This is a genomic window from Campylobacter concisus (assembly GCF_002913765.1).
Lineage (GTDB): Bacteria > Campylobacterota > Campylobacteria > Campylobacterales > Campylobacteraceae > Campylobacter_A > Campylobacter_A concisus_BB.
In genome coordinates this window covers 92,927-117,343 of record NZ_PPCH01000014.1, presented here as the reverse complement: position 1 = coordinate 117,343, position 24,417 = coordinate 92,927, and the positions used below count along the sequence as shown (strand labels likewise).

At 40.4% G+C, this 24,417-nt stretch carries 22 protein-coding genes and 1 pseudogene; 4 read left to right on the top strand and 19 right to left on the bottom strand.

What is annotated here, in order from left to right:
- Window positions 1-46 precede the first annotated feature (46 nt).
- From CYO89_RS04310 to selA, 16 genes and pseudogenes are all read right to left on the bottom strand, one after another.
- Entirely contained in the window at window positions 47-1,300 is a 1,254-nt protein-coding gene (locus CYO89_RS04310) for a DUF2920 family protein (RefSeq protein WP_103597261.1), read from the bottom strand.
- Window positions 1,301-1,331: 31 nt separating this feature from the next.
- Complete coding sequence (locus tag CYO89_RS04305) at window positions 1,332-1,913, bottom strand: hypothetical protein (RefSeq protein ID WP_009294895.1); 582 nt, start codon at window positions 1,911-1,913, stop codon at window positions 1,332-1,334.
- Between the two features lie 8 nt (window positions 1,914-1,921).
- Window positions 1,922-2,416, bottom strand: coding sequence for a TlpA family protein disulfide reductase (locus tag CYO89_RS04300; RefSeq protein WP_103597260.1), 495 nt, complete (start codon window positions 2,414-2,416; stop codon window positions 1,922-1,924).
- Complete coding sequence (locus CYO89_RS04295) at window positions 2,406-3,095, bottom strand: ABC transporter ATP-binding protein (protein WP_004317741.1); 690 nt, start codon at window positions 3,093-3,095, stop codon at window positions 2,406-2,408. Before CYO89_RS04295 ends, CYO89_RS04300 begins: the two co-directional genes overlap by 11 nt.
- A gap of 1 nt (window position 3,096) precedes the next feature.
- The gene (locus CYO89_RS04290; RefSeq protein WP_103597259.1) at window positions 3,097-4,239 is read right to left on the bottom strand and encodes an ABC transporter permease; all 1,143 of its coding nucleotides are present in this window, start codon (window positions 4,237-4,239) and stop codon (window positions 3,097-3,099) included.
- Window positions 4,226-5,518, bottom strand: a complete 1,293-nt coding sequence (locus tag CYO89_RS04285; protein WP_009294899.1) for an ABC transporter permease — start codon at window positions 5,516-5,518, stop codon at window positions 4,226-4,228. Before CYO89_RS04285 ends, CYO89_RS04290 begins: the two co-directional genes overlap by 14 nt.
- Window positions 5,515-6,894, bottom strand: coding sequence for a Fe-S-containing protein (locus CYO89_RS04280; RefSeq protein ID WP_103597258.1), 1,380 nt, complete (start codon window positions 6,892-6,894; stop codon window positions 5,515-5,517). Before CYO89_RS04280 ends, CYO89_RS04285 begins: the two co-directional genes overlap by 4 nt.
- Window positions 6,895-6,945: 51 nt before the next feature.
- The gene (locus CYO89_RS04275) at window positions 6,946-7,467 is read right to left on the bottom strand and encodes an iron transporter (protein ID WP_004317727.1); all 522 of its coding nucleotides are present in this window, start codon (window positions 7,465-7,467) and stop codon (window positions 6,946-6,948) included.
- Window positions 7,468-7,487: 20 nt separating this feature from the next.
- Window positions 7,488-9,431, bottom strand: a complete 1,944-nt coding sequence (locus CYO89_RS04270) for an FTR1 family iron permease (protein WP_103597257.1) — start codon at window positions 9,429-9,431, stop codon at window positions 7,488-7,490.
- A gap of 315 nt (window positions 9,432-9,746) precedes the next feature.
- Window positions 9,747-10,307: a formate dehydrogenase FDH3 subunit beta gene (gene fdh3B, locus CYO89_RS04265; RefSeq protein ID WP_103597256.1), complete on the bottom strand. Its 561-nt coding sequence runs from the start codon at window positions 10,305-10,307 to the stop codon at window positions 9,747-9,749.
- Between the two features lie 10 nt (window positions 10,308-10,317).
- Window positions 10,318-12,984 carry a formate dehydrogenase subunit alpha gene (locus tag CYO89_RS04260; RefSeq protein ID WP_258032529.1) on the bottom strand — a complete coding sequence of 889 codons (2,667 nt, stop codon included), beginning with the start codon at window positions 12,982-12,984 and terminating at the stop codon, window positions 10,318-10,320.
- Window positions 12,985-13,032: 48 nt separating this feature from the next.
- Window positions 13,033-13,227, bottom strand: a pseudogene (locus CYO89_RS10565) (hypothetical protein); the annotation flags it as partial.
- 77 nt (window positions 13,228-13,304) lie between these two features.
- Window positions 13,305-13,511: a twin-arginine translocation signal domain-containing protein gene (locus CYO89_RS04250; protein WP_004317725.1), complete on the bottom strand. Its 207-nt coding sequence runs from the start codon at window positions 13,509-13,511 to the stop codon at window positions 13,305-13,307.
- Window positions 13,512-13,790: 279 nt separating this feature from the next.
- A complete protein-coding gene (locus CYO89_RS04245; protein ID WP_103597254.1) occupies window positions 13,791-14,498 on the bottom strand; it encodes a thioredoxin domain-containing protein in 708 nt (235 codons plus the stop codon).
- A 53-nt stretch (window positions 14,499-14,551) separates the two neighbouring features.
- The gene (selB, locus tag CYO89_RS04240; RefSeq protein WP_103597253.1) at window positions 14,552-16,372 is read right to left on the bottom strand and encodes a selenocysteine-specific translation elongation factor; all 1,821 of its coding nucleotides are present in this window, start codon (window positions 16,370-16,372) and stop codon (window positions 14,552-14,554) included.
- Complete coding sequence (gene selA, locus CYO89_RS04235; protein WP_103597252.1) at window positions 16,369-17,694, bottom strand: L-seryl-tRNA(Sec) selenium transferase; 1,326 nt, start codon at window positions 17,692-17,694, stop codon at window positions 16,369-16,371. Before selA ends, selB begins: the two co-directional genes overlap by 4 nt.
- Before the next feature lie 153 nt (window positions 17,695-17,847).
- Between selA and CYO89_RS04230 the strand changes: the two genes are divergently transcribed.
- The 3 genes from CYO89_RS04230 (at window position 17,848) to CYO89_RS04220 (ending at window position 20,989) form a co-directional block, all read left to right on the top strand.
- Window positions 17,848-19,521 carry a 4Fe-4S binding protein gene (locus tag CYO89_RS04230; RefSeq protein ID WP_103597251.1) on the top strand — a complete coding sequence of 558 codons (1,674 nt, stop codon included), beginning with the start codon at window positions 17,848-17,850 and terminating at the stop codon, window positions 19,519-19,521.
- Entirely contained in the window at window positions 19,514-20,227 is a 714-nt protein-coding gene (locus CYO89_RS04225) for a TorD/DmsD family molecular chaperone (protein WP_103597250.1), read from the top strand. The genes CYO89_RS04230 and CYO89_RS04225 overlap by 8 nt, the downstream gene beginning before the upstream one ends.
- 129 nt (window positions 20,228-20,356) lie before the next feature.
- Window positions 20,357-20,989, top strand: a complete 633-nt coding sequence (locus tag CYO89_RS04220; protein ID WP_103597249.1) for a DUF6803 family protein — start codon at window positions 20,357-20,359, stop codon at window positions 20,987-20,989.
- Window positions 20,990-21,006: 17 nt separating this feature from the next.
- Here CYO89_RS04220 and rmuC read toward each other — a convergent pair whose 3' ends face one another.
- From rmuC to CYO89_RS10455, 3 genes are all read right to left on the bottom strand, one after another.
- The gene (rmuC, locus tag CYO89_RS04215; protein ID WP_103597248.1) at window positions 21,007-22,539 is read right to left on the bottom strand and encodes a DNA recombination protein RmuC; all 1,533 of its coding nucleotides are present in this window, start codon (window positions 22,537-22,539) and stop codon (window positions 21,007-21,009) included.
- A gap of 80 nt (window positions 22,540-22,619) precedes the next feature.
- Complete coding sequence (locus tag CYO89_RS10460) at window positions 22,620-22,988, bottom strand: hypothetical protein (RefSeq protein ID WP_009294817.1); 369 nt, start codon at window positions 22,986-22,988, stop codon at window positions 22,620-22,622.
- Window positions 22,978-23,787, bottom strand: coding sequence for a Bcr/CflA family efflux MFS transporter (locus CYO89_RS10455; RefSeq protein ID WP_219809426.1), 810 nt, complete (start codon window positions 23,785-23,787; stop codon window positions 22,978-22,980). Before CYO89_RS10455 ends, CYO89_RS10460 begins: the two co-directional genes overlap by 11 nt.
- Window positions 23,788-24,263: 476 nt before the next feature.
- Between CYO89_RS10455 and CYO89_RS10340 the strand changes: the two genes are divergently transcribed.
- Window positions 24,264-24,401: a hypothetical protein gene (locus tag CYO89_RS10340; protein WP_181001881.1), complete on the top strand. Its 138-nt coding sequence runs from the start codon at window positions 24,264-24,266 to the stop codon at window positions 24,399-24,401.
- The last annotated feature ends 16 nt before the right edge of the window (window positions 24,402-24,417 follow it).

Sequence of the window (24,417 nt, the reverse complement as noted above, 5' to 3'; positions counted from 1 at the left end):
GCTAGGTCTTTAAAAGCCTAGCTTTAGATAAAAATGGCTCTAAAATTTAAATATTGGTAACTTCAAGCCTTATCTGATCTGAGATTTCACTAAATTTATAAAGTAAATCACCACACTTATACCCTATGCATCTTTCATTAATCTCATCTTTTTTATCTTTTTTAGACAAAATTTTCTTCATAATGCCAGGAAGCTCTCTTTGCAAAAGCAGTTTATAAGACATACCCATGCCGTGAGTTAGAGACTTTATAAATTTGCCATCAACCTCGCTCTCATCTTTTATCATATGAAGCGTTGCGTCAAATTTAAGCTTCTTAAGAGCCTCATAAAGCTCGGTTTTATCCTTTGCAGGGGCAGTCTCATTATCATAAGTGCAGTGATAGCTCACGTAAATTGGCTTTTTATAGCTACTTTGAACAGTTAAATGATCTAAATTTAGGATATTTCTTATCTCTTCTCTTGCGTCAATAAAATAATATGGTGATTTTTCATTAAGTGTCCAGTAGGTCTTATCAAAAAAGTAAAGATATAAATTTTGATATAAAGTGCCAGTGCCAAAACAAAAATAGTTAGTAAAATCAATCTCTTTACCAAAACCAATAAGCCGCCATAAAAATATAGCATAAGAGCTATTATCTATCACCGCATCAACTAGCCATGGAGCGATCTTAGCGCACATATGTGCCAAATATCCACCATGTGAGCTGCCTACCATTATCACTGGTAGATGCTCAAATTTGGCACTATTTATATATTTTTTTGTATAAAGCACGGCATTTAGCACGTCCATTGTTTGCATAACGCCAAAATTTTGATATTCATTTTTTGTTGGCACCATCGTAATGCTAGCATTTAGCCTAAAATCAGCCGGCAAAATACCGCTCTCTTTTCTAATAGTTATCTCTTTACTAAGAAATTTAAGTAGCAAATCAACCTTCTCATGGCAGTCGATACTTTTTAGATCGATTGGTAAATTTATACCTATGCTTGACAGCTCTCTTGTTAAGATTTCGCGATCTATATCATCAAGCCCAAATTTCGCCCCAAGCTGTGGGCGGTTGCCTATACAGTGATAATCCACACTAATACACGCCACATCATAGTTCTCTGCCATGGTTCGCATGAGATGAGTTCTATAGCCAGAGTCAGAGTCTGCTCCAAGACCAGGAATGATGACTAAAAGAGCTTTTGCCTCCTTGACATCGTCATAACAAGCATAAAAGGATAGAGAAGAGTCTCTTTTTATACCAAGCTCCACATCATCACAAGATAAAATTTCGTAGCTTCCATCAACTAGCATCTTAACTCCTTTTAAATTTCGCTAAATTTCTCTACCTTTGTGAGACGTTATAGAAAAAGCTAACGATCTGTTTTGCTAGGCGCTCTTTGAAAAATGGCCAGATGTAGCTTGGCGAATAGACATTACCAGCTTGCATGAGCGAGATATTTGTCGCTTTCTCACCGCCATCTTTTGGGCGCACTAGCACGCTTACTTGCATGTAGTAAGCATAGCTGTTTGTGCTAAAGTCGTCATCATAGTCATCATAATCAAACGGGAAAAACATCGAGTAGCCAAAGCCAAAACTTGGCCTGCCAAAGCCATATCCCATGCCCATTGAAAATCTAGGATCTCTTTTGGTTGTTCTAGAAAAGCTTTGCACGTCGCCAAGGATGATGAAGTCGGCATTTTTGATATTTGGCTCATTTCTAAAGCCAGCCTTTGCAAATTCGCTTAAAATTTCAGCATTTACATCTTGTCCGGTCGCGCTATTTTTAAAATTTACATATACGCTTTTGTTTGCTTCACCAAGCGTAAAAAATATTGGATCGCTCGTTTTTACCGAGATATTTGGCGTACTGCTAGCACATCCGACAAAAAATACCGCTAGAACAAATAAAAAGAAATTTCTCATCTTCACTCCTATAAGAGCGATCTTATAGCACCTTCAAGCACACTTTTTGGTGTAAGACCGATAAATTTTGATCGCATCTTACCATCTTTATCAAAAAAATAGATAACTGGCACGCCCATGACACCACCAACTGCCTTGCTAAAGTAATCAACCGAGACCTTGTCGCTTGTAGTTTTAAAGGTGATGTTGTGCTCTTTTAAGATTTCGATATCCTTATCAAAGCCCTTGCTAGGTCCTAAAATGCCAATAAACTGAACCTCTTTGCCATACTCTTTTTCAAGCGCTTTTAGATCAGGGATCGCAGCCTTGCACACTCCGCAGTCCGTGCCAAAGAAAAAGAGCATATATGGCTTATCGCCGATCTTTAGGCGCTTTTCGGTTGGGAAAAACTGCGTATCGATGCCACTTGAGTCATTTAGCGTGATGTGGTGTTTCTCATACTGCTTGACGCAGCCCAAAACTAGGGCTGAAACTAGACACAAAAGTAAAATTTTATATCGCATTTGGCACCTTTGGATTTTCGATAGTGCGGATCTTCTCTAGTTTGCCGTGTCTTAGATAAACGATCTTATCGCCATACTCGCCTAGATCTGGGTTGTGAGTGACTAGAAGTATCGTCTTGCCCTCTTTTCTTAGCTTACAAAATAGATCAAGTATGATCCTCTCATTTGCCTCGTCAAGGTTACCAGTTGGCTCATCTGCTATTAAAATTTCAGGGTCGTTTATGAGCGAGCGCGCGATACAAAGGCGTTGTTGCTCACCACCACTTAGCTGACTTGGTCTGTGTGTTAGCCTGTGAGAGAGACCAACTGCCTCAAGCGCCTTTTTAGCGTCCTCTTCATCGACTGAGCTGTGATAATACTGCGCTATCATCACGTTTTCAAGCGCGCTAAGATATGGCACTAGGTGAAACTGCTGAAAGACAAGTCCGATCTTTTCACGTCTAAATTTAAGCGTATCATCGGCATTTAGGTTGCTCGCATCATCGCCGCCAAGCATATAAACGCCGCTACTTGGAGTATCCATTAGAGAAAGGATATTTACAAGCGTACTCTTACCACTACCGCTTGGTCCCATGACGCTGACCCACTCGCCCTTTTTAACCTCAAAACTTATATCATCAAGTGCTTTTACATCGCCAAAAATTTTACAAATATTTTTAAGTTCTAGTGCATTTTGCATATCATTCTCCTCTTAGTGTATCTGCCATTTTGTTATTAAGTGCCCGCTTAATCGGGTAAAACGCTGCGATCGCTGCAAAAAGAAGTGATATGACCACAGCTACTGGGATGCTTAAAATTCTAAAATCAATACTAGAATCAAATATCGCATAACCTAAAATTTGAGCTAGTAGATAACCTAAAAACGCTCCGACTAACGCTGAGATGAGCGCTGTCACAAATGTTTCAAAGCCAAATAGCCTTAGCACGTCTTTTTTGCTTGCGCCTATGGCTCTAAGAAGCGCGATCTCCTTTGAGCGAGAGAGCAAGATAGCACTAAGCGTTGTGTTTACGCACATTGAAGTAATGAGCAAAATAACAAGGCTAACAAGAGCCATTAAAAGTTTGATCTTTTCTAAGATATAGCCCTCAGACTTTGAGACCTTTGCCACTGGTTTTGCAGCTATTTCATCATTGCTTATAGTCTTTGCAAGCGATGTTATCTCGTCAAAGTTACCAAGCACAACAGCTTCAGCATAGTTTATTTTGCCAGCTTTATTTGAAATTTTCTGAGCCAAAGATAGCGATGTGATCAAAAGAGCATCCTCTTTGTCGCCACTTGCCACTACGCCTTTTATCTTTACATTTATGCTCTCATTTGAGCCAATGGCACGAATTTCTATATCATCGCCTGCTTTAAAGCCAGCTTGACGAGCAAGATCGACGCCTATTAGCACGTTTTTATCGTCAAAATCAACATTTATCATAGTTCCATCTCTAACATCTAAAAACGGCTTAACCTTTTTTAGATTGCTAAATTTTGTCCCCATGACGATGGCATTTGTCGGACCGATATTTGCCTGAGCAAAGAGATAACCGCTCTCGCCTAAAAGCTTGTCTTTTGGCACTTTAGCGATCATTTCGTTATAGGTTTTTTCGCTCATATCATCACTTGTCGCCATATCTTTTGGAGCAAAGATCATATTTGCACCATAAGTTTTTAGCTCGCGTGAGACCTTTGAGTCGATGTCCAGATAGACATTGACAAATGCCGCACACACGCACGCTCCAAGCAAGATCGAGATCACGATGACCATAACCCTTGATGAGCCATTTTTTAGGCTTTTGTAGATAAGGTTGTAAAAGAATTTGCTATTTGCGGTCATATAGCACCTCCGCAGGTAGTAAATTTATGACGTTTCTCATTGGCATTAGCGAGCCAACGACTGAGATGAGCAAGGCAAACGCCACGCTAATTGGCAGCACGATCCATGCTATGCCTATGCCGTGAGAGAAGATAATGTAAGACATCACGTAGCTTAGCGCGTATCCTAAAAATGCACCAGTTATGCCTGCAAAAAAGGCAACCACAAGGCTCTCGCTAGCAAAAAGGGCGTAAATTTCAAAGTTGCTTGCACCAATGGCTTTTAAAAGGCCGATCTCTTTTTTACGGCGGTAAATTTCACTTGTCATTAGCGATGTTATGCCGATGGCTGAGACCACAAGAGCGATGATACTAACGATACCCATTAGGCTTTGAATTTTCTTTACGATATTACTCTCAGCGTCGCTTACTTGAAGGCTAGCTTTTGCGCTAACGTTTGGTAAATTTTCTTCTATCTGAAATGCGATCGATCCTGCATAAGCTGAGCAGTACCATTTGTCGTACTCTGCGCTATCAAGGTTGTCTAAATTTCTTCTTGCTTTTAGCGATAGGTCATTTTCTGGGATCGTCATGGCTGAGACCTCAGCTTTTGTGTATGAGCCAGCGTGTCCTGAGAGATCGCCAGCAAGTTTGAGCGAGCCTATTAGCTTATGTGCCTCATCGCTTGCTCCTTTTAATATACCAACCACGCTAACCTCTTTTGTGCCGTTTTTGCCTACAAGGCTAAGCTTGTCGCCAACTTTTAAATTTTTAGCCTTTGCAAGCTCATCTCCTACTAAAATTTCATCCATGCTCTCATCTTTTGGCCAAGCGCCCTCAACACCCCAAAATCCATACAAACTCTTAACGCCTGTGCTAAATTCTGGCTCATCTTTTAGTCCGATATTTTTATCAAAATATGTCCCCTCAAAGCTAAACTCATCGCCCTTAGCGTCTTTTACCTTTGTCTCTAAAAACGGAGCAAAAGCGACGATATTATTTCTCCAAAAGATCTCTTTTATCTTGTAGATATCAGCCTCTGGGAGTAAATTTTGTGATTTTAGTGGGGTGAAATTTTTACCCTCGATCTCGATGCTTAGGCTCTCACCGCGTGGTAAAACGACGATATTTGAGCCATATCCTCTAAGCTCGCTTGCCACTTGATCGCCGATTTTTAGCGTGATATTTAGCATGCAAGCTATCAAAAGAGCAGCTAGCAAGATGGTGATAAACGCCATCGTCTTTTGCACCTTTGAGCCAGTGATCGAGCTTTTTATCATTCTTAGTTGCATATTTTTCATTTTAACGTTCCATTTGTTTCTACATATTTTTCTGGATTTGCTTCAAATTTCGCCTGAGTTTCGTTGCTCTCAAAGAAATATGTGCGTCCATAGTATAAATATGATCTTGAATCAAGATTGCTCACCTTTTTGTGACTAACTGGGTCAAGCACCATCTTTTCGACAACCTTGCTAAAGTAGTTTGCTCCTGCGACGATCGTTTTGTAATCAACTATGATATTTTTACCATCGAAGGTAAATGCCATAGGGATCGGGTTACAACCGCCCTCTTTGCCAACTGACGGCAAGAAAATTCTAACATTACAAGAGATACAAATAAGATCATTTCCTCTTTTTATATAGCCCATATCGCCACAAATCATACACGAGTCAAAGACGATGACAGGAGATGGGCGGTCGCTAAAGCGGTTTAGCAAGAAAAATCTTATCTGCTTGCCCTCATCTGTGATGTAGGCAAATCTGTGAAGTTCGTTATCTTTTAACATATCAACATCAAATATAAATTTATCTCCCACTGGCTCAACCAAGACTGGCTCTGAAATTTGAGGTGGGCGAGATGCGTAAAGGTCATAATAAAGCGAAAAGCCAAGCGCTATTAAAACGCTGCAAAATGCAAATTTTGCATTGTCAAAGACATTTTCTCTAATGGCTTTTGTAAAGCGGTATTTGATAGAGCCAAACGTGCTCTTATCGATACTTTTTGGCATAAAGCAAAGTGCGATGATGCATAAAAGTAGGATCACAACTATATAAAAATAGGCACTAAATTCTGTGACATAGATGCCTTTTGCGCTGATAGATAAAATTTGAGAATTTAACTCGCTACTTATCTTTAAAGCGCCTGCACGTAAAAGCTCGAGTGCAGTTTGCGAGCTTCTATCGACTAGCAAAAATACTAATGTGATAAGAGCTAAAATTTTAGCTAGTGATGATGGGATGCTTGCTTTTAAATTTGAAATGAAGAAAAATAAAAACAGCATCAAGATCATCGCAAAGATCATCAAAAAGAAGCTAATGACTGAAAGCGTGTCAAGCAGCTCGCCGCCAAATAGTGGGAACAAAGCGCTACTTGAGCTATAGCCAAAGCCAAAGCCGATGCCTAAAATAAAAAATGTTACGATTTTTGCTATCTTAAGCTCGAAAAATATCCATAAAACGCTAATTAGTAGAAAAACCAGTGTCACTGAATCTATAAAAATTTTAAACTGGTCATCAACAAGCGCATGACGAGCAGCTTTAAAGATAAGCACACCAGCAACAACGCCAAGAAATGATGGTAAAAAGATCGTTTTTAAACTTTTGCCATTGTTATTTAAGGCAGCAAAAAGCGTAAATCCAAGGAGGGCTAAAAAGACCTGATAGAAGTAAATTGACATAACTAAACCCTATGAGAATTTTTAAAAAGGGGCGAAAACGCCCCAAAGTGATTATTTAACAGGACCACCTGTCCATTGAAATTTATAAGTTGTTGTGAAAGGTTCAAACCATTTACCAACACCAGTCTCTTTGTCAGCGTGGCGACCAAAGCCTTGTTTTTCTGGATTGTCGATGTGGAATTTAAGCTCATAGTTACCAACGCCTGTATCCATTTTTACGTTAGCGCCGTAGTGTGGGCCATCGCTTGCAACCATTGGCATAAATGTACCTTTTTTAGTTTTACCATTATCAAGGTTTTTTAGTTCATAGTTGATCTTTAGATATGGGATCCACTCGCCTTCGCCAAAGCCGTTTTTGTTGCCTTTTATAGCGTGGATGTCAGCCTCTAAGTGAAGATCAGCCAAACTTGGAGCTAGATCAACGCCTTTTGGCTCCATGTCGATTGGCTCAAGATAAACTGCAGCTATCTCCATGCCATTAGCCTCTACAGGCTCGCCGATTGGGTGCTCTCCAGCAAGTGCAAAACCAGCTGCTAGACTAAGTGCTAGAGCTGAACTAAGAATTTTATTCATTTCCTCTCCTTTTAATAAGATTAGTTTTTATTTTGTTTTGATTTCATAATAACGATGCCTATAATTAGGGCAAGCACCATAATGATCTGAGGTACTAAGCTCTCGTAATATGGCATAAGTCCTAGCCAGTCTCTCATCCAGTCAGGAAAATTTAGTCCTTTTATGATAGTTGGGATGAAAATTTTGCCCTCAACTAGCTCACCAACGCCCTTGCCAACAAAGACGATCGACATGTAAAAGATGATAGCTGATGTAAATATAAAAAATGGCTTAATAGGAATTTTAATAGCGAAAATTTTAAATAAGAAATAGACTATTAAAAGAACGATAAGACCTACAACAAAACCAGCTGCGATCATTGAGTAGCCAGCTGAGTCTTTTGCGTCAAAGATAAGCGCTTGATAAAATAGCACTGTCTCAGCGCCCTCTCTAAATACCGCTAAAAATACAGTCCACCAAAGCATCGTGCTTGAGCCACTTGAGATAGACTCAGATAAGTGAGATTTGATATAGTCGTTCCATTTTTTAGCGCCAGCATTTGAAAGAAGCCAGAAGCCAACATAAAATAGAAGTCCCACTGCAACAAGCATCGTGATGCCTTCCATAAGCTCTCTTTTTTGACCTGCTGCCTCGCCAAAGATGATGTTCATTATCCAAGCCATAACAAAGCTTAAGATGACAGCCACGCTAACTGAGCTATATACGACCTTACCCATAGCTTTTGCATTGCCAGTTTTTACAAGATATGCAACGACGGCTGCAACGATGATAAGAGCTTCAAAACCCTCTCTTAAGATGATAGTTAGTGCCCAGATAAATAGTGTCCAAGGTGAGCTTGAACCGCTAGTTTTCTCAAGTGCGGCTGCTAGCTGAGATGACATCTTGCTTGCACTCTCTTCAAGTGTTTTTTCGTCTGCACCTGATTTCATAAGGGCTACAAGGTTACCAAATGTAGCTTCAATAGCTGTTTTTAAATTTACATCTATCGCACCTACTTTGTTCTCCATGCCGCTACCTTCAAACTCATCAAAGTAGATGTCTTGGATATCGCCCATAGCTTTAGCGCTATTGCCACCTTTGTAAAGCGCGATGGCTGCTTGAATTTTGTCATTTATGTTTTTAACAGTTTGAGTGTAGTCTGTGCCGCTATCTTCGCTGCTATCGCTAGATGCTGCGCTACTCATATCAACTTTTGCTAGTTTTACTGTTTCAGCTGGGAGTTTTGCAACGGCATCATAAGCTAGTTTTTTGATCTCTTCTAGTTTTGTTTTAAAATCATCTTTTGTTATGCCATTTGTGATGCCACTGATCGCTTCACCCATCTTTCTTTGGATGTCAGCATCTATGCTTTTGCCATTTTCTATATATTGGCGAACGGCGATTTCAAGTTGAGTGTTTCTATAATCATTAAATTTAGCATCTTGGACAGAATTTTTAGCATCATCTTGTTTATCGCCCTCGTAGCTTGCTATGGCTTTATCCAAAGTAGCTGATAAATTTTCAAATGCCACCTTCCACTCAGGGATAAATTTAGAAGTATCATAGCCACTTGCAGCAGCTTGTGCTGGGGTGTCTGAGTACTCGCCAACAAGCTTATGTCCATTTAAAATAACTGGCAAAACTTCAGCGATTTCGCTATTTATCTGATCTATTCTTTTTTGCACATCATCTGGTGCTTCGCCAGCTTTTATCGCCTTTCTGATCTCGCCAAACTGCTTCTCCATAGAGTAAGCTTTTTTCTGACCTAAATTTATTCTGATGCCAGCTTCGACATCTTCAAACAGACCAAAATAAGCATTTTGAGTATCGCTAACTGCTTGCTCGACGTTGCCAGCTCTATACTCTGTTATTACTTTTTGTAATGACTCTTTTATCTGAGCTGCGACTTGTGTGTAGTCGTCATTTTTTGCCATCAGCCAAACTGGCAGTAGCATGATAAGCATAAATTTAAAAAATTTATTCATTAATTAAACCACCTGTGAGATTATTTTAAAGCGAAATATTACCAAGGCTTTACTTTGATTAAAATAAAAACGATTATCATAAAAGAATGTAAATTGAAAGCACAAATAATATTTTTTACAATCTAATAATCAACTTTACGTAAATTTAGGGCTTTAAAAGAGTAGATCAAAATTTCATATCGAGATAAAAAAGTTATATATTTTTGCTAATTTTAATAGATAAGAAAAATTATTGATGAAATTTTAGATTATAAAAATCATAAAGATAATTTAAATTTTATAAATTTAAAAGGAGAGCAAGCGCCCTCCTTAGTGTTATACGTTTAGTCCTGTATTTCTTAGCATAACGCGTTTGCGATATACATTTGAAACCTCAGCAGCGTCGCCAACTAAAAGTGCGTTTGTAGCACAGATAGCCGCACACATAGGCACTTTGCCCTCAGCCATTCTGTTTTGACCGTAAAGCTCTCTCTCCTCGTGTGAGTTAGTTGGCTCTGGACCGCCTGCACACATAGTACATTTATCCATTACGCCTTTTACGCCAAATGCCCCGTCTTTAGGGAACTGCGGCGCACCAAATGGACAAGCATATAAGCAGTATCCACAGCCTATACACTTGTTTTTATCGTGAAGCACGATACCATCAGCTCTAATATAGAAGCAATCAACCGGACAAACTTGCTCACAAGGCGCGTCGGTGCAGTGCTGGCACGCGATAGTGGTTGAAACCTCTTTGCCCTCGATACCATCGTGAAGTGTGATAACCTTTCTTCTATAAATTCCTACTGGAAGCTCGTGAGCAGAAGAGCAAGCGACTTGACATCCATAGCAGCTGATACATCTATTAGTATCTACAAAAAATTTCATTCTTGCCATTTTTCTCTCCTTACTCTTTACCTAAGGCGTCTCTCTCGCCATACTCGTGATAAAACGATGTTTTAAAGGTATTCTCTTCAGCTTTTTCTATGCGGCAAAGACCTGCATTAAATTCTGAAATTTGAGTAACAGGGTCAAATCCGTAGTTAGTAACTGTGTTAAAGCTCTCGCCAATAACATAAGGCTTAGTGCCCTCTGGGTAGCGAGCTGAGAGATCGACACCTTGCATAACACCAGCGAAGTTGTAAGGCATACAAATTCTATCTGGAGTTACCATATAGCTGTGATAGCATCTTACTTTGATCTTCGTGCCTTGTGGGCTGTGGATCCACATCATATCGCGATCTTTTATGTCGTATTTTAAAGCAAGCTCAGGGTGAACGTTAGCAAACATCTCAGGCGTGATAGCTGAGAGGTATTTACTAGTTCTTTCTATCATTCCCGCACCACTTAAATTTACGACGCGTTGCGTGCTAAATACGATAGGAAACTCTTTTGACCAGTCTTTTGCTTGTTGCTCTGACTTAAATTTAGTAGAAACACGGAAATTTCTAGCTTGATCATCAAATGTCGGATACTTTTGGACAAGATCCCAGCGTGGTGAGTGGATAGGCTCTCTATGTTTTGGGATAGGATCAAGAAATTCCCAAACGATAGCCCTAGCCCTTGCATTACCATACGGCACGACGCCTTTTTCACGGCATTTTTCTAAGATGATACCGCTGTAGTCCATGCTCCAGCTTGGTCCTATCTTAGCCCTCTCTTCTTCTGTTAGGGTGATGCCTAGGACTTTTTCTATATTATCTTTTGTGATTTGTGGGTAGCCACCTTTTATAGCTGAGCCAACAAGCGTGCTCTCTTCGCTAGCTAGCTGACTAACGCCGTTATGCTCTAAGCCAAAGCGGTTTCTAAAGCCAGAGCCACCCTCAGCATAAGGCTTGCTCATATCATAAAGTATCGGTGTGCCAGGGTGTTTTTCATCCCATGCTGGCCATGGCTTGCCGTAGTACTCGCCTTTTACCTCGCCACCAAGACCTATTAGCGTATCTGGGTCAAATTTATCCCAGTTTGCTTGGTGACGTCTAAACATCTCAGCAGTTCTGCCGCCATAACCGATAGAATTTCCAACCCTTGCTATCTCGTTTGTCGCATCATCTGGCCATACAAAGTCATCTTTTACTTGTTTTAGCTCTCTATCTACGACAGCCATCTTCATGCCTTTTACGTATTCATCGTAGAAGCCAAATTTCTTAGCAAATGCAAACATAACTTCGTGATCGCCCTTGCTCTCATAAAGTGGATCAACGACTTTCGTTCTCCACTGACCTGAGCGGTTTGTAGCGTTTAGGTGACCTTCGTTTTCAAAGGCAGTTGCCACTGGTAAGATATAAACGCCATCTTTTCTATCTGAAAGGATAGAAATTTCATTTACAAATGGCTCAGCAACTACGATCATATCTAGTTTTGAAGCTGCTTCTTGGATTTTAGCTAGGTGTGCCATAGATGTAAGGCCAGTTCCTTGAACCCAAAGAACTCTTAATGCGCCACTGCTAAATGTATTTTCCTCTTTTAAGACGCCTTGCCACCATTTTGAAAGTGACCAGCCTTTTTCATTTCTCCAGTTTCTATCCTCTGGATTTTTAGGATCGTGGTAATAATACTCTTCAAAAACAGTATTTTTAACTGGTGTGCCGCCTTGTTTTGGCTCTTTAGTTGAGACTGCAAAGCGTTTGATAAACTCGTCATAATCAACACCCCAGCCTTGGCAGTAGTACTTCCAAGATGCGTCAGTTAGTCCGTAATACATCGGCAAGCTATCTGAGAGGTTACACATATCGGTTGAGCCTTGAACATTGTCGTGACCACGGATGATGTTACAGCCACCACCTGGTTTGCCCATGTTGCCTAGGATTAGTTGAAGTATAGGTAAAATTCTCGTATTTGAGCTACCAACTGAGTGCTGTGTGATACCAAGTGCCCAGATCACTGTGCCTGGTTTTGTGTGAGCTAGGATATTTGCAGCCTCTATCAGCTTATCAACTGGCACGCCTGTAACGTCAGATGTGACCTCTGGTGTCCAGTGCTCAGCCTCTTTTGCTATCTCGTCGATGCCGTAAGTTCTATTTTTTATAAATTCTTTATCTTCCCAACCATTTTTTAAGATAATGTGGATAAGTCCATAAACAAGCGCTATATCAGTGCCTGATCTTTGTCTTAGGTATAGATCAGCGTGTGCGGCTGATTTTGTAAAGTTTGGATCAGCTACGATCACCTTTGCGTTGTTTCTATCTTTTGCTTGCAAAGTGTGCTTCATACCGCCAACTGGATTTGCCACAGCTGGGTTTGCACCTATTATAAATATACATTTTGAATTTGCAGCCATATCTCCAAAGTGGTTTGTCATCGCGCCATAACCCCAAGTATTCGCCACACCGGCGACTGTTGCGCTATGTCAAATTCTTGCTACGTGGTCGTTGCTGTTTGTGCCCCAAAACGCAGCAAATTTTCTAAAGTAATATGCTTGCTCGTTGTTAAATTTCGCAGATCCTAAGAATATAACGCTATCAGGACCATCTTCTTTGCGGATCTGAAGCATCTTATCGCCGATCTCATTTACAGCTTGATCCCATGAAATTCTCTGCCATTTGCCATCAACCTTTTTCATAGGATATTTGATGCGTTGTTTGCTGTGTGTAAGGTCGATCTGATCGATACCTTTTGAGCAGTGTGAGCCTTGAGATATCGGGTGAAACATCGCCATATCTTGGCGAACCCAAACACCATCTTGTACCTCAGCCTCGATACCACAGCCTGCTGAGCATATAGAACAAATAGTTCTAACCTTTTTTGAGCCAGGGAAAGGATCTTTTATCTCCTCTGCGCTAGCGTGTCTTATCGTATCATTTTGTCCAAAAGCCATTGTGGTGCCAGCACCTAGTGCGGCTAGCTTTAAAAATGAACGTCTTCCTATACGTGCATCACTCATGGTTATCTCCCTTAGTATGCGATTTTATAGTAGGTTTCCCAGTTCTTGCTTTTTTTATAAAGCACCTCTTTTTTGTTAGACTTGCCTACGACAACGCCATTGTCATCAGGAGCCAAGTCATCGCTAGTCACTTTTGCTACGGCTGAGACTGCGAGTACTCCGCTGGCAGCACCGACTTTTAGAGATTTTTTGAGAAAATCTCTTCTTGATCCTTGCATTTTTCCTCCTTATGCCTCAAAATTTTTGAGAAATTTGGTTCAATAATATGTAAAATTTGCATATTTAGAATTTCTAAAATATCGCAAATAGCCTATTTTAGGGCATTTTAGCGCCATAAAGTTAAACTATGTAAATTTAGCATATTTCTAAGTTAAGCAAAGTAAATATAAAAGTTTAATTAAGAATGTTAAGTATTTATTAAAAATATAGTTAAATATACTTTAAATTTATGAAATTTATTTGTGATAGAAATTCTAGGGAGAGCTCCCTAGAAAATGTTATTTTAGATCGCTTTTATTTACGATAAATGGCACTGATCTAACGCCAGCTGCAAAGTATTTTTTGCGCAGATTATCGATCTTTGCGACATCATCTTTGCTAACGCTCTTATCATCTACATTGTAGTCTTCAGCGTAGTATTTTCTTAAAATTTTAACCTTATCGCTGTCACTCTTAGCAGATTTTGCATCTTTGTAGATTAGTGAGCTTTTTTGAAGTGATGAGATGTCATGGACTGGAGTTAGGACGATCTCAACGTTGTTATCTTTTAGCGTTGTCTCGATCTTTGCTAGTTCAGCCCTGCAGTATGGGCACTCAGGATCTGAAAACATTATGATAGTTGGCTTTTTAGGGTCGCTACCAAGAACGATGATGTTTGCCTTGTCTTCATCTTTATAAATTTTAGAAATTCCCTTTGCGATGACCTCTTTTTTCACTTCAGCGAGGTATGATTTTTGCTCTTTTAGATCGATCACGTCTGGGAAGATGAAGTCACCTTTTGTAAAAACGATCTCATCTTGTGAGTTGCCATCTTTGCTTAGTTTTACCACGACAGCTTCGATGTCGCCTGCCACTTTGTGACGATCGGCTACCTTTACTTTTACGCTGCTATCAACCATTTGAGAGTAGAAGTCCTCTATTTGCTTATCGCTTGCTGCCATTAGGCTAGTTGCCGCAATGACTGAGGCTAAGATCACTTTTTTCATTTTTATCCTTTTTAAAAATTTGGCGGATTATATTTGCTTTTTGTAAATGAATACTAACTGCGAAAAACCCTATCATTTCCTTGCTTCATTATGTCACTCTCAAGATCGAGCTGCTCAAGGTAGGCGATTACATATTTTCTACTTAAATTTAGCGCATCCTTGGCATTTGTGACATTTACAAAGCCTTGATTTTTTATGATCTCTCTTAGCTTATCAAGTGCCATTTTTAGTGAATTTCTAGTGATAAAAAGGTTATGCTCCAGCCTTATGACCCTGCCCATTGCAGTAAGTTTTTTAAGGGCATTGTCGCCACTAACCCTATCGATCTCTAGATCATCATATATATTATATGGCGCTGTTGGGGCTAGCTTGCCACTTTCTAAAATTTCATAAATTTTCTCTTCAAGCCTTACTTTTAGCTTGCTAAGATCAACGCCTTTTTTGGTATATACACCGCTATCTTTGGCGATCAAATTTGCACTTTCAAGCTCGTCAAGCGCTTTTTGGGCTAAATTTTGGCTAGCCCAAGCAAGTTTTAGGCTGATACTTTGAGCTGAAAAGACAGCAAATTCATTCTTTTCTATCATAAATTTAATGGCTGATTTTATCCGCTCAACCGCGCTTAGATCGTAGATATTTAAAGCCTTTTCATCGACAAAGACGTTTGAGACTTTTTTGGCCACGGCTATGGCTTCTTCGTGATTTAGACCAAATCTTTGATAAGAAGAGATGATGCCAAAGCCATTTTTGTGAGCCTCTTTTAAGATAGAAAAAGCTTCAACAAAATCACGCTTTAAAAGTGCAGCTAAAAAGAGAATTTTGCCAGCCTTTTTTAGTGGCTCAAGCACAGGGTTTAGCACTCTGCCGCCACCTATCACGCGCGCATCTGAGATAAGCACAAAGGCCTCGTCAAATTTCAAAAACATATCGCTTTGAAATTTAAAGCTCACAAAGTAGCTATCATCTTTTTGGCTTAGTATTAGCACCTTTGCGGGCACATTTTTAGCGCCCACGCAAAAAGTTACGCTTTGTGAATGTATCAAATTCTTAGCAGTTACGACCGCATCAACCTCTCTAAATCCCCTAAAAAAGCCCTTTTTGCTAAGTAGCTGACCCTTTTTTAGCTCACTAAGCTCTATGCCAGTTAGATTAAGCGCCACGCGGCTGCTAACTCCGGCGCTATCAACGAATTTATCGTGGCTTTGCACGCTTCTTACTAGCACCTCTTTGCCAGCGTCGTAGTTAAAAAGCTTCTCATTTTTACTAACGCTTCCCTCTATAACGGTGCCAGTTACGACATTTCCGATACCTTTTAGACTAAAAACCCTATCGATGTAGTATCTAAAAACACCCTCCTCATCGCGCTTTTTGGCTCTTAGCGTAAAGAGGTAGTTTCTAAGCTCATCGATGCTCGCCTTATCCTTTATGCTAACGGCAAAAATTTCTAAAATTTGCAGGTTTTTAAATTTAGAAATTTCATCTCTTATCTCTTGTTTTCTTAAATTTATGGTGGCCTCATCTACTAGATCACACTTTGTAAGCGCTACGATTATAGATTTCACGCCAAGGAGATTTAAAATTTCAAGGTGCTCCAAGCTTTGGGGCATAAGTCCGTCATTTGCCGCCACCACAAACAAGCACGCGTCAAAGCCATACGCGCCACTTATCATCGTTTTTATGAGATTTTCATGTCCTGGCACGTCGATAAACGCGATATTTTCATCATTTTTGCTTAAATTTGAAAAGCTTAGATCGATCGTTATACCACGCTTTTTCTCCTCTTCAAGATTGTCCCCCTCAAAGCCGTTTAGCTCCTTTATAAGCGCGGTTTTTCCGTGGTCGATATGCCCTGCTGTTCCTATTATTAAACTCATTTTTCTTCCGTTTCATTTATTATTTTTATTAGCGTCTCTACATCCTCATCAAGAAGCGACCTGAGATCTAGCATAAATTTGTCATTTTCTATGCGCCCGATCACCCTTTTTTGCCTAAATTTTAGCTCGTTTAAATTTGCGTCACCGCTGAGCGCAAGTGCCACGCTTGGGATCTTTTTATTTGGCATCGCCCCACCTCCCACAAAGGTTTGTGTGCGCACTATCTCAAGCGGAGTTTTTAGGCTTTTATTTATAAAATTTGCCAAGCTTTCAAGCTCTTTTACGCTTTTGTGAAGCAGTTTTTGCGTGGTGATTAGCTCAAATTCTTTATTTAGATAGGCTTTCATGCTCTCAGCCAAAAGCGAGATGATCACTTTATCGACGCGAAGCATCCTTAAAAGCTGGTTTTTCCTAAGCTTTGCGATGAGCTCTTTTTTGCCGACAATTATGCCGCACTGCACCGCACCAAGCAGCTTGTCGCCACTAAAGCTAACTAGCGAAACATCTTTTAAATTCTTTAGATCTGGCTCGTTTTTGTCAAGATTAAATGGTAAATTTCCGTAAAATCCACTGCCAAGATCAAAATAATCTATCAAATTTCGCCTGCTTGCTAGCTCGCTTAGCTCATTTGCCGTGGTCTCTTCGCTAAAGCCAACGATGTCAAAATTTGATCTATGAACCTTCACAAGCATCGCTGTTTCACCACTTATCGCCTCTTCGTAGTCTCTTAGCCTGGTTTTATTTGTAGTGCCGACCTCTTTTAAGATACAACCTGCATTTGCCATCACTTCTGGCACTCTAAAACTACCGCCGATCTCGACTAGCTCGCCTCTACTAACGACCACTTCTCTGCCCTTTGCAAAGGTGTTTAGCACCAAAAATACAGCGCTTGCGTTGTTATTTACAACGATGGCGTCCTCAAAACCAAATGCTCTTGCTATTAGCGAGCCAACGTAGTCGTATCTGTTGCCGCGGCTGCCTGTTTTTAGGTTGTATTCAAGGTTAGAATATCCTGTGATAACAGGTGTTGCCCGCTTTAAAATTTCTTTATCGATAACGCTTCTAGCGAGGTTTGTATGTATGGTGACGCCAGTTAAATTTAGCACCCTTTGAAGGCTTGCTTCATTAAATTTATAGTACTCATCTAGGATCAAATTTATTATCTCTTCGCCGCTAAAACTTGCATTTTCATTTAAAATTTTAGCCCTAACCTCATCTAAAATTTGCCTTGCAAGCATAGTGACTAAACTCGTATCAAGCCCCAAAAATGCTTCACTTTTTATGATCTTATCAACTTGTGGGATATTTCTTAAATCGTTCAATTTGCGCTCCTAGTAAGTTAGTTTTACCAAGGCGTGATTTTAACATAAAAATATTATAAATTAAAACTTAGAGCAAAAAGAAGGATATAAATTTCAGAGTCTATTAATCCCATTAATATTAGAATAAGCCCGTTTTTGATAATAGGAGAAACAATGAAAGAATTTGGCTTTTATAACGATTTTGACGATACTTTGATGCTAAATGAGCAGATAGAGATCAACAACGAAAATGGCGACTATCTAGTCTCAAACTCTCCAAAACTAAAAGCAAACATCATCGCACCTGAGATAAATTTCTACCTTAAAAATACCACCGCAAGCGTCTTAGAAAAAGCCAAAAACACACTTTTGCTCTACGAGGCAAGAGCTAGCGCCTTTGACATGGCAAAGGATGTGGATTACGAAAAAGAGATCGGCAAAAATGTTGTCATAGTAAGCAACTCAGGCCGCGAAGAGCTAGGAAATTTACTAAAAGAAAATGGCTACAAAGTGATCGAGCTCACGCACTTTGAGGTTAAATTTATATATGGCGCAGCTGGCGAGCTAAGCGTTTTGGTGCTTAGAACAAATGATGAATTTGAGGTTGATTGCGACTTTTTCTTAGTTGAAAACGCAAGGGACTATATGCTAAAGCAAAGCGGCTGCTACGAAATTTCAGGACTAAAAGATGAAAAAGTGCTTGAAATTTTAAATGCAAAAAGCCCAAAATTTAGATACAAAAGCTTTACGCAATACGACTCTTCAATCTGCCAGTATCACGAGCGCAGGACTGAAATTTGCGGTCGTTGCGCCGAGGTTTGCCCAACGGTTGCTATCTTAAAAGAGGACGAGACAAAGCACCTTATCTTTTCAGCAATAGACTGCACAAACTGCGGAAACTGCATCAGCGTCTGCCCTAGCGGCGCGCTCGACTACACGCTCATGCCACAAAGCTCATTTGCCACTATCGCTAAGCTTTACAAAGATAAGACCGCTCTCATCGTATCTGAGGAGATAAATTTAGAAGAGCTTAACGTGAGCCTACCACAAAATGTCCTACCTTTTGTCATCCTAGCCCCACATCTACTAAGCCAAACGCACTTTTTGACGCTTCTTCAAGAAAGTGGCGCAAGTGTGATTTTATATAGCAAGAGCCTTGGCAAGGGCGAAAAGGACGCCATTAGCATCTTAAATCAAATTTATGAGCTTAAATTTAAAGAGCAAGCGATATACCACGCAAAAGACAAGGCTGAGCTTGAAATCGCGCTTAAAAAAGCAAAACTAATAGCTGGCTCTCAGCACTCAATAAACGAATACGCGCTGCCAAAGAGAGAAATTTTTGCCAAAAGGCTTGAGTTTATCGTGGGTGAGAACGATCTTGGCGTGGTAAAAAGTGGCGAGATGATAAGATATGGCGAGGTTAAGATAAATGCCGATACCTGCACACTCTGCCTTAGCTGTGTCGGCGCTTGTAACGTAAGTGCTTTGGTGGCTGATAAGAAGACAAATTCGATTTTATTTAACCCAAGCGTCTGCACCGCCTGTGGCTACTGCGAGCTAAGCTGCGCTGAGAAAAACACCATCTCGCTTGAGGTTGGCAAGCTAGCACTTAAGCCTGAGAGCTTCGTTTATAGCGAGCTTGCGCATGATGAGCTATTTGCTTGCGTGGAGTGCGGAAAAGAGTTTGCGACTAAAAAGGCGGTCGAGAAGATCGCAGCGATCATGCAGCCACGTTTTGGCAACGACAGAGCCAAGATAAAAGCTCTTTACTGCTGTGCCGACTGCAAGGCAAAGATCATGGTGCAAGCCCAACTAAACGCGATGAGAGAGGATCTGCTAAATGGATAAAAACATCACAAAAGCAAGGGCATATTTTTACGAATTTTTAGCTTATCCGCTATTTTTTCACACGAGCGATGAGAAATTTGCAAGGTGGAGAGAGCAGCTAAGCTACCTAGCGCAAAATCCTTTGAGCGAGCAAAGCGCGGAGGCATTTGCAAATTTAAAAGAATTTAGCTTTAAAGAGCTTGTAAATGAGCAAAATGACGTTCTTTTTGGCTTTACAAATATCCCTTTAAGCGCCTCATTTTATGAAGAGGGCAGAGATAACGGCGCGGCTAGACTTAGGGTGATACACTGCCTAAAGCTTAGCCCATATAGGCGTGATAAGGAGCTTTGCAAGGATAGCGAGGACTACGTTGGATTTATATTTTTAGCGATGGCGACATTTTTAAGTGATGAATTTAATGGCGCAAAAAATATCAGCGACAAGCTCTTTAATGAAACTTTAAATTTATTTATAGATGAGTTTGGCTCGCTACTTTTGGCTCATAAAAATGCAAATTTCTTCCGCTCATATGCGATCATTTTAAAAGACTTCATCGAGCTTGAAAGAGCTGTTTTAAGCCTAGAGGCACCAGCCAAGCCACAAGGCGATAGCGTTGCGGTTGCTGCGCTTAAAAAAGAGCCTTATCAAAGCAAGATGCCAACTTTTAAAACTAAGCTTCACTGGGAGGAATTCTCCCCAGTCATCTCACACGAGTTTAAAGACTAAAATGGTTAAATTTGCTCTTACTCGAGCTAGGAGTAAATTTAACATCCGCTTCAATTTGTTATCTTGATATTTTATGATTATTAGCAATTTGGTAGTAAGCTTCTTTAAATTTTTTACAAAGGATTTACAATGGTAATGACACACTACATGGAGCTTTTATCGCTCAATCAACCTTACAATCTAATCCTCTTCATGGTGATACCTGTGGGGCTTACGGAGCTTTTAGTGGCGATGGAGTTTCTCACTATGTATCACATGGATAGCGGCAAAAATGCTGGCTTTAAGGCTGTTGGCAAATTTGCTGGCATAGTGCTTGGGGTCTATTTTACAGCTCTTGTGATCTATTTTATGGCAAAAATTTATCCAAGTATAAAATGGCGTGGATATGCCGATGTCATCGCTGTCTACTCATATCTCATCAGCGTCATACCACTTCTTGGCATCGCGCTTTTAGAGCTAAATTTGATCTACAAAAACGCAAGCGAAAAGGCAAAGCTAAAGCTTCACTTTTGCCTACTCATATTTGCCTTGATCGTCGCACACGTCGCAATGATATTTGGCATGGTTGATCCTACCATAACTGGCTACAAGGCTGAAAACGGTGAGATGGGTATGCATATGAATATGCCAATGAACATGCCAGCAGATATGCCAATGCACGATCACCACAAGATGATGCAAAATATGGGTGAGATGCATATGAATATGATGATGCAAAATATGAGTGATGATAACTCAACTAATATGCACATGCATCACTAAATTTAAAAGCTCCAAATTTACTCTTTAGAGCTAGCTAGCAAGATCTCTCTAGGTCTTGCTTCAAGCTCTTTTACCTGCGTATCTTTGGGATTTATAGCGATCTTTTTAAATTTCTCTAGCCTGCTATCAAGCCCACCTTGACCGCTCACGCTTTTAACGACCTCATTGAAGTTATCATTTACCGATCTCACCGAGTTTCCAAGCCTATTTAGCTTCTCGACGACGGTGCAAAATTTCTCATAAATTTCATTTGCGCTTTTTAAAATTTCCTTCGCCTCTTTGTTGCCATGCTCCATGCGCCATAAATTTGCCACCACACGAAGTAGCGGCATAAGCGTCGTGTGCGAGACTAGCACCACTTTTTTCTCATAGCCGTAGTTAAATAAATTTGGATCAAATTTCAAAGCCTCCAAAAATGCCGGCTCAACTGGCACAAACATCAGCACAAAATCAGGGCTTTTGACAAGCGATGAGTAGTCTTTTTTAGCTAGCTCGTCGATGTGCTTTTTTATCGAAGCGATGTGCTCGCCAAGGGCGATTTTGCTCTGTGCCGGGTCAGCCGCAGCGACCGCCTTTTCGTAGGCATGGAGTGAGACTTTGCTGTCTATTATCATCTGTTTGTCGTCTGGGAAATTTATGACAAAGTCTGGTATGAGCTTCTTGCCGCTCACGTCAAAACTCTCTTGTGTAGTGTAGTGCGTGCCCTTTTCTAGCCCCGCAGCCTCCAGTGTGCGCTCAAGCTGCATCTCACCCCAGTTGCCAAGGACCTTGTTGCTGCCTTTTAGCGCTGTGCTTAGCGAGTTTGCCTCTTTTGACATATTTTTGCCAAGCTCGACCACCTCTTTTAGCTGCGCGCTAAGCTCGCCTGCGCTCTTTTGCGAGTCGCTGTGGGCGTCATTTACCCTCTTTTCAAAGCTTGTTATCTTCTCTCCAAGTGGCGTTAGCAAGAGCTCAAGCGACTCTTTGCTGTTTTTTGAGAAATTTGCACTTTTTTCTTCAAATATCTTATTTGCAAGGTTTGCAAACTCTAAATTTAGCTCGTTTTTTACCTTTTTTAAATTCTCTTCTTGCGATCTTAGGATGTTTTCTTTGGCCTCGATCTCGCTTTTTAGTGCGACGATAGCGCGTTTTAGCTCGTTTTCACTCTCGTTTGATCTTTTTAGCTCGTCCTCTTTTGCGCTAAGCTCGCTTTGTAAATTTAAAGATAGCGACTTTGCCATCTCAGCCATCTTTGTCTGGCTGCCAAGCTCCTCGTTTAGGCGCCTTAGCTCGCGCTCTAGCTCGTCCTCTTTTTCATCTTTTTGTTTGAGCGAAATTTTATACTCGTCTAAATTTTTAGCTAGCTCATTTATCTTGTCGCTACTTGCTTCAAGCTTTGCTCTTTGCTCGATATTTAGCCGCTCGCTATCTTTTAGCTCATCTTGTAAATTTTCTAAAGCTTCTCTTTGTTTTGCATTTTTCAAATTTGCATTTATCAAAAAAGCTACCAAGATAACGCAAACAAGCGCAAAAGCTGCCACCAAAATATATAAATTTTCTATCGTTAGCACCGAAATTTCCTTTTAAATTTTAGCTTTATTATAGGTGAAATAGCTTTAAATTTAAAGGGCATTTAAGCCCTTTTGAGAGTTTATTTATTTAGATAGGCAGCCAGCCAGCACAAAAATATAAAGACAAAGATAATGGCTGACATGATAAGTGGCGTCGTGGTCGTAAAGAGTGCTAGCATGGCTGATGAGACGATACCGCTTCCATATTGCAGTGAGCCAATGAGAGCATTTGCTCTGCCTTTCATCTCTTGAGGTACTTGATTAAGAGCGGCTGCGTTTGAGCAAGAGGCGATGATACCGTTCATACTAAAGACGAAAAACATAGGTATGATAACGCCCCAAACTCCGGCGATACCAAAAAATGTAAGCGCTAAAAGCAAAGCCGCAGCGACAAAAGCGACTGTGCTTGAGGTGATAAGAAGCGAATTTAGGCTAAATTTATTGACCAAGCTCTTGTTTAAAAAAACTAAGCGCCGCCACACCAAGTATATTTACGCCAAACAAAAAGCCATAGTACTTGCTCGGTATGCCAAAATAATCTATATAAACAAACGACGATCCCGTGATAAAGGCGTATGCTGCGATGTAAAAGAAAGTTATACTTAGAGTGTATTTCATAAATTTAGCATCTTTTATAAGCACAAAATAGCTCTTAAACGAGTTTATCATCGGCTCTTTTGAGCGCTTCTGCTGTGGCAACGTCTCTGGTAAGAAGAAGATAAGGATAAACAAAAAAGCACTTGCAGCTGCCATTAGCCAAAATATCCAGTGCCAAGTGCCAATCTCTAGTAATGCGCCACCAAGCAGCGGTCCTATGATAGGAGCTGCAGCCATGATGATGACTAAGCTTGAAAGCATCTTTGCAGCTTCGCTATTTTCAAAAACATCGCTGATCATCGCACGGCTAAGCATAGGTCCCACGCACGCGCCTGTGGCTTGAAAGATACGCCAGATTATCACTTCGCTCATGCTTTGTGACATGGCACATCCGATGGAGCCAACGACAAAGAACGCCATACCGATAAATAGCGGGAGTTTTCGCCCTATCCTGTCGCTAATGGGCCCCCAAACGAGTTGCGCGATGGCAAAACCGATCAAAAAGCCGGTGATCGTTAGCTCCGCATCGCCATGAAGCTGCCGCTCCATCGTAGGCATGGCAGGCAGATAGACATCCGTTGATAGCGATGTGCAGGCCATTAGACCGCTTAGGATGACTAAAAACCAGATAGATGTTTTTGTTGATTGCAAGATTTCCCCTTTTTTAGCTGCGATTAAGATTTCGTAGATATAGCATAAATTTACAAATTGGTAGCTTCAAGCGCCACAAATGAGCTTGTGGCGTAAATTTAGAAAATTTCTTTGGTGGAGTGAGGTAAATTTATCAAGGTTTTGTTTGGCGAAGAGGTTTAAATTTAAAGGCAAAAATTAGGCGAAGTGACTTTTATCTAGACGAGTTGGTTTTAAAATTTTTAGGCAAGAGCTGCCAATCTGGTAATTACCAAACAAAAAATTTAATAGAACTCTAGCGAAGTGTTTTTCGCTTAGACGAGGTGAAATTCGATTTTTAAGCGGAGCGTGTTATTAAAAATTTAAATGCCACAAAGTCTCTGATGAAGTATCGTGAGATGGATTTAAATGTTTTCTACTTCGCTTCGCTCGTAACTAAACAGAAGAAGTAAATTTCGCTTTAAGGCTAGACTTATACACGCTATTGTGAAGCAAAGATGATCTACATAATGGCGAAATTTAATAAATTTAGGCGAAGTATTTTTCGCTTAGACGAGGCGGTTTTAAATTTTGTGATGGGAGTTACCGAGTGGGTAATGACCGAGCAAAATTTAAAACCAACGAAGTATAAGTAGAAAAAGACAAGCCTAA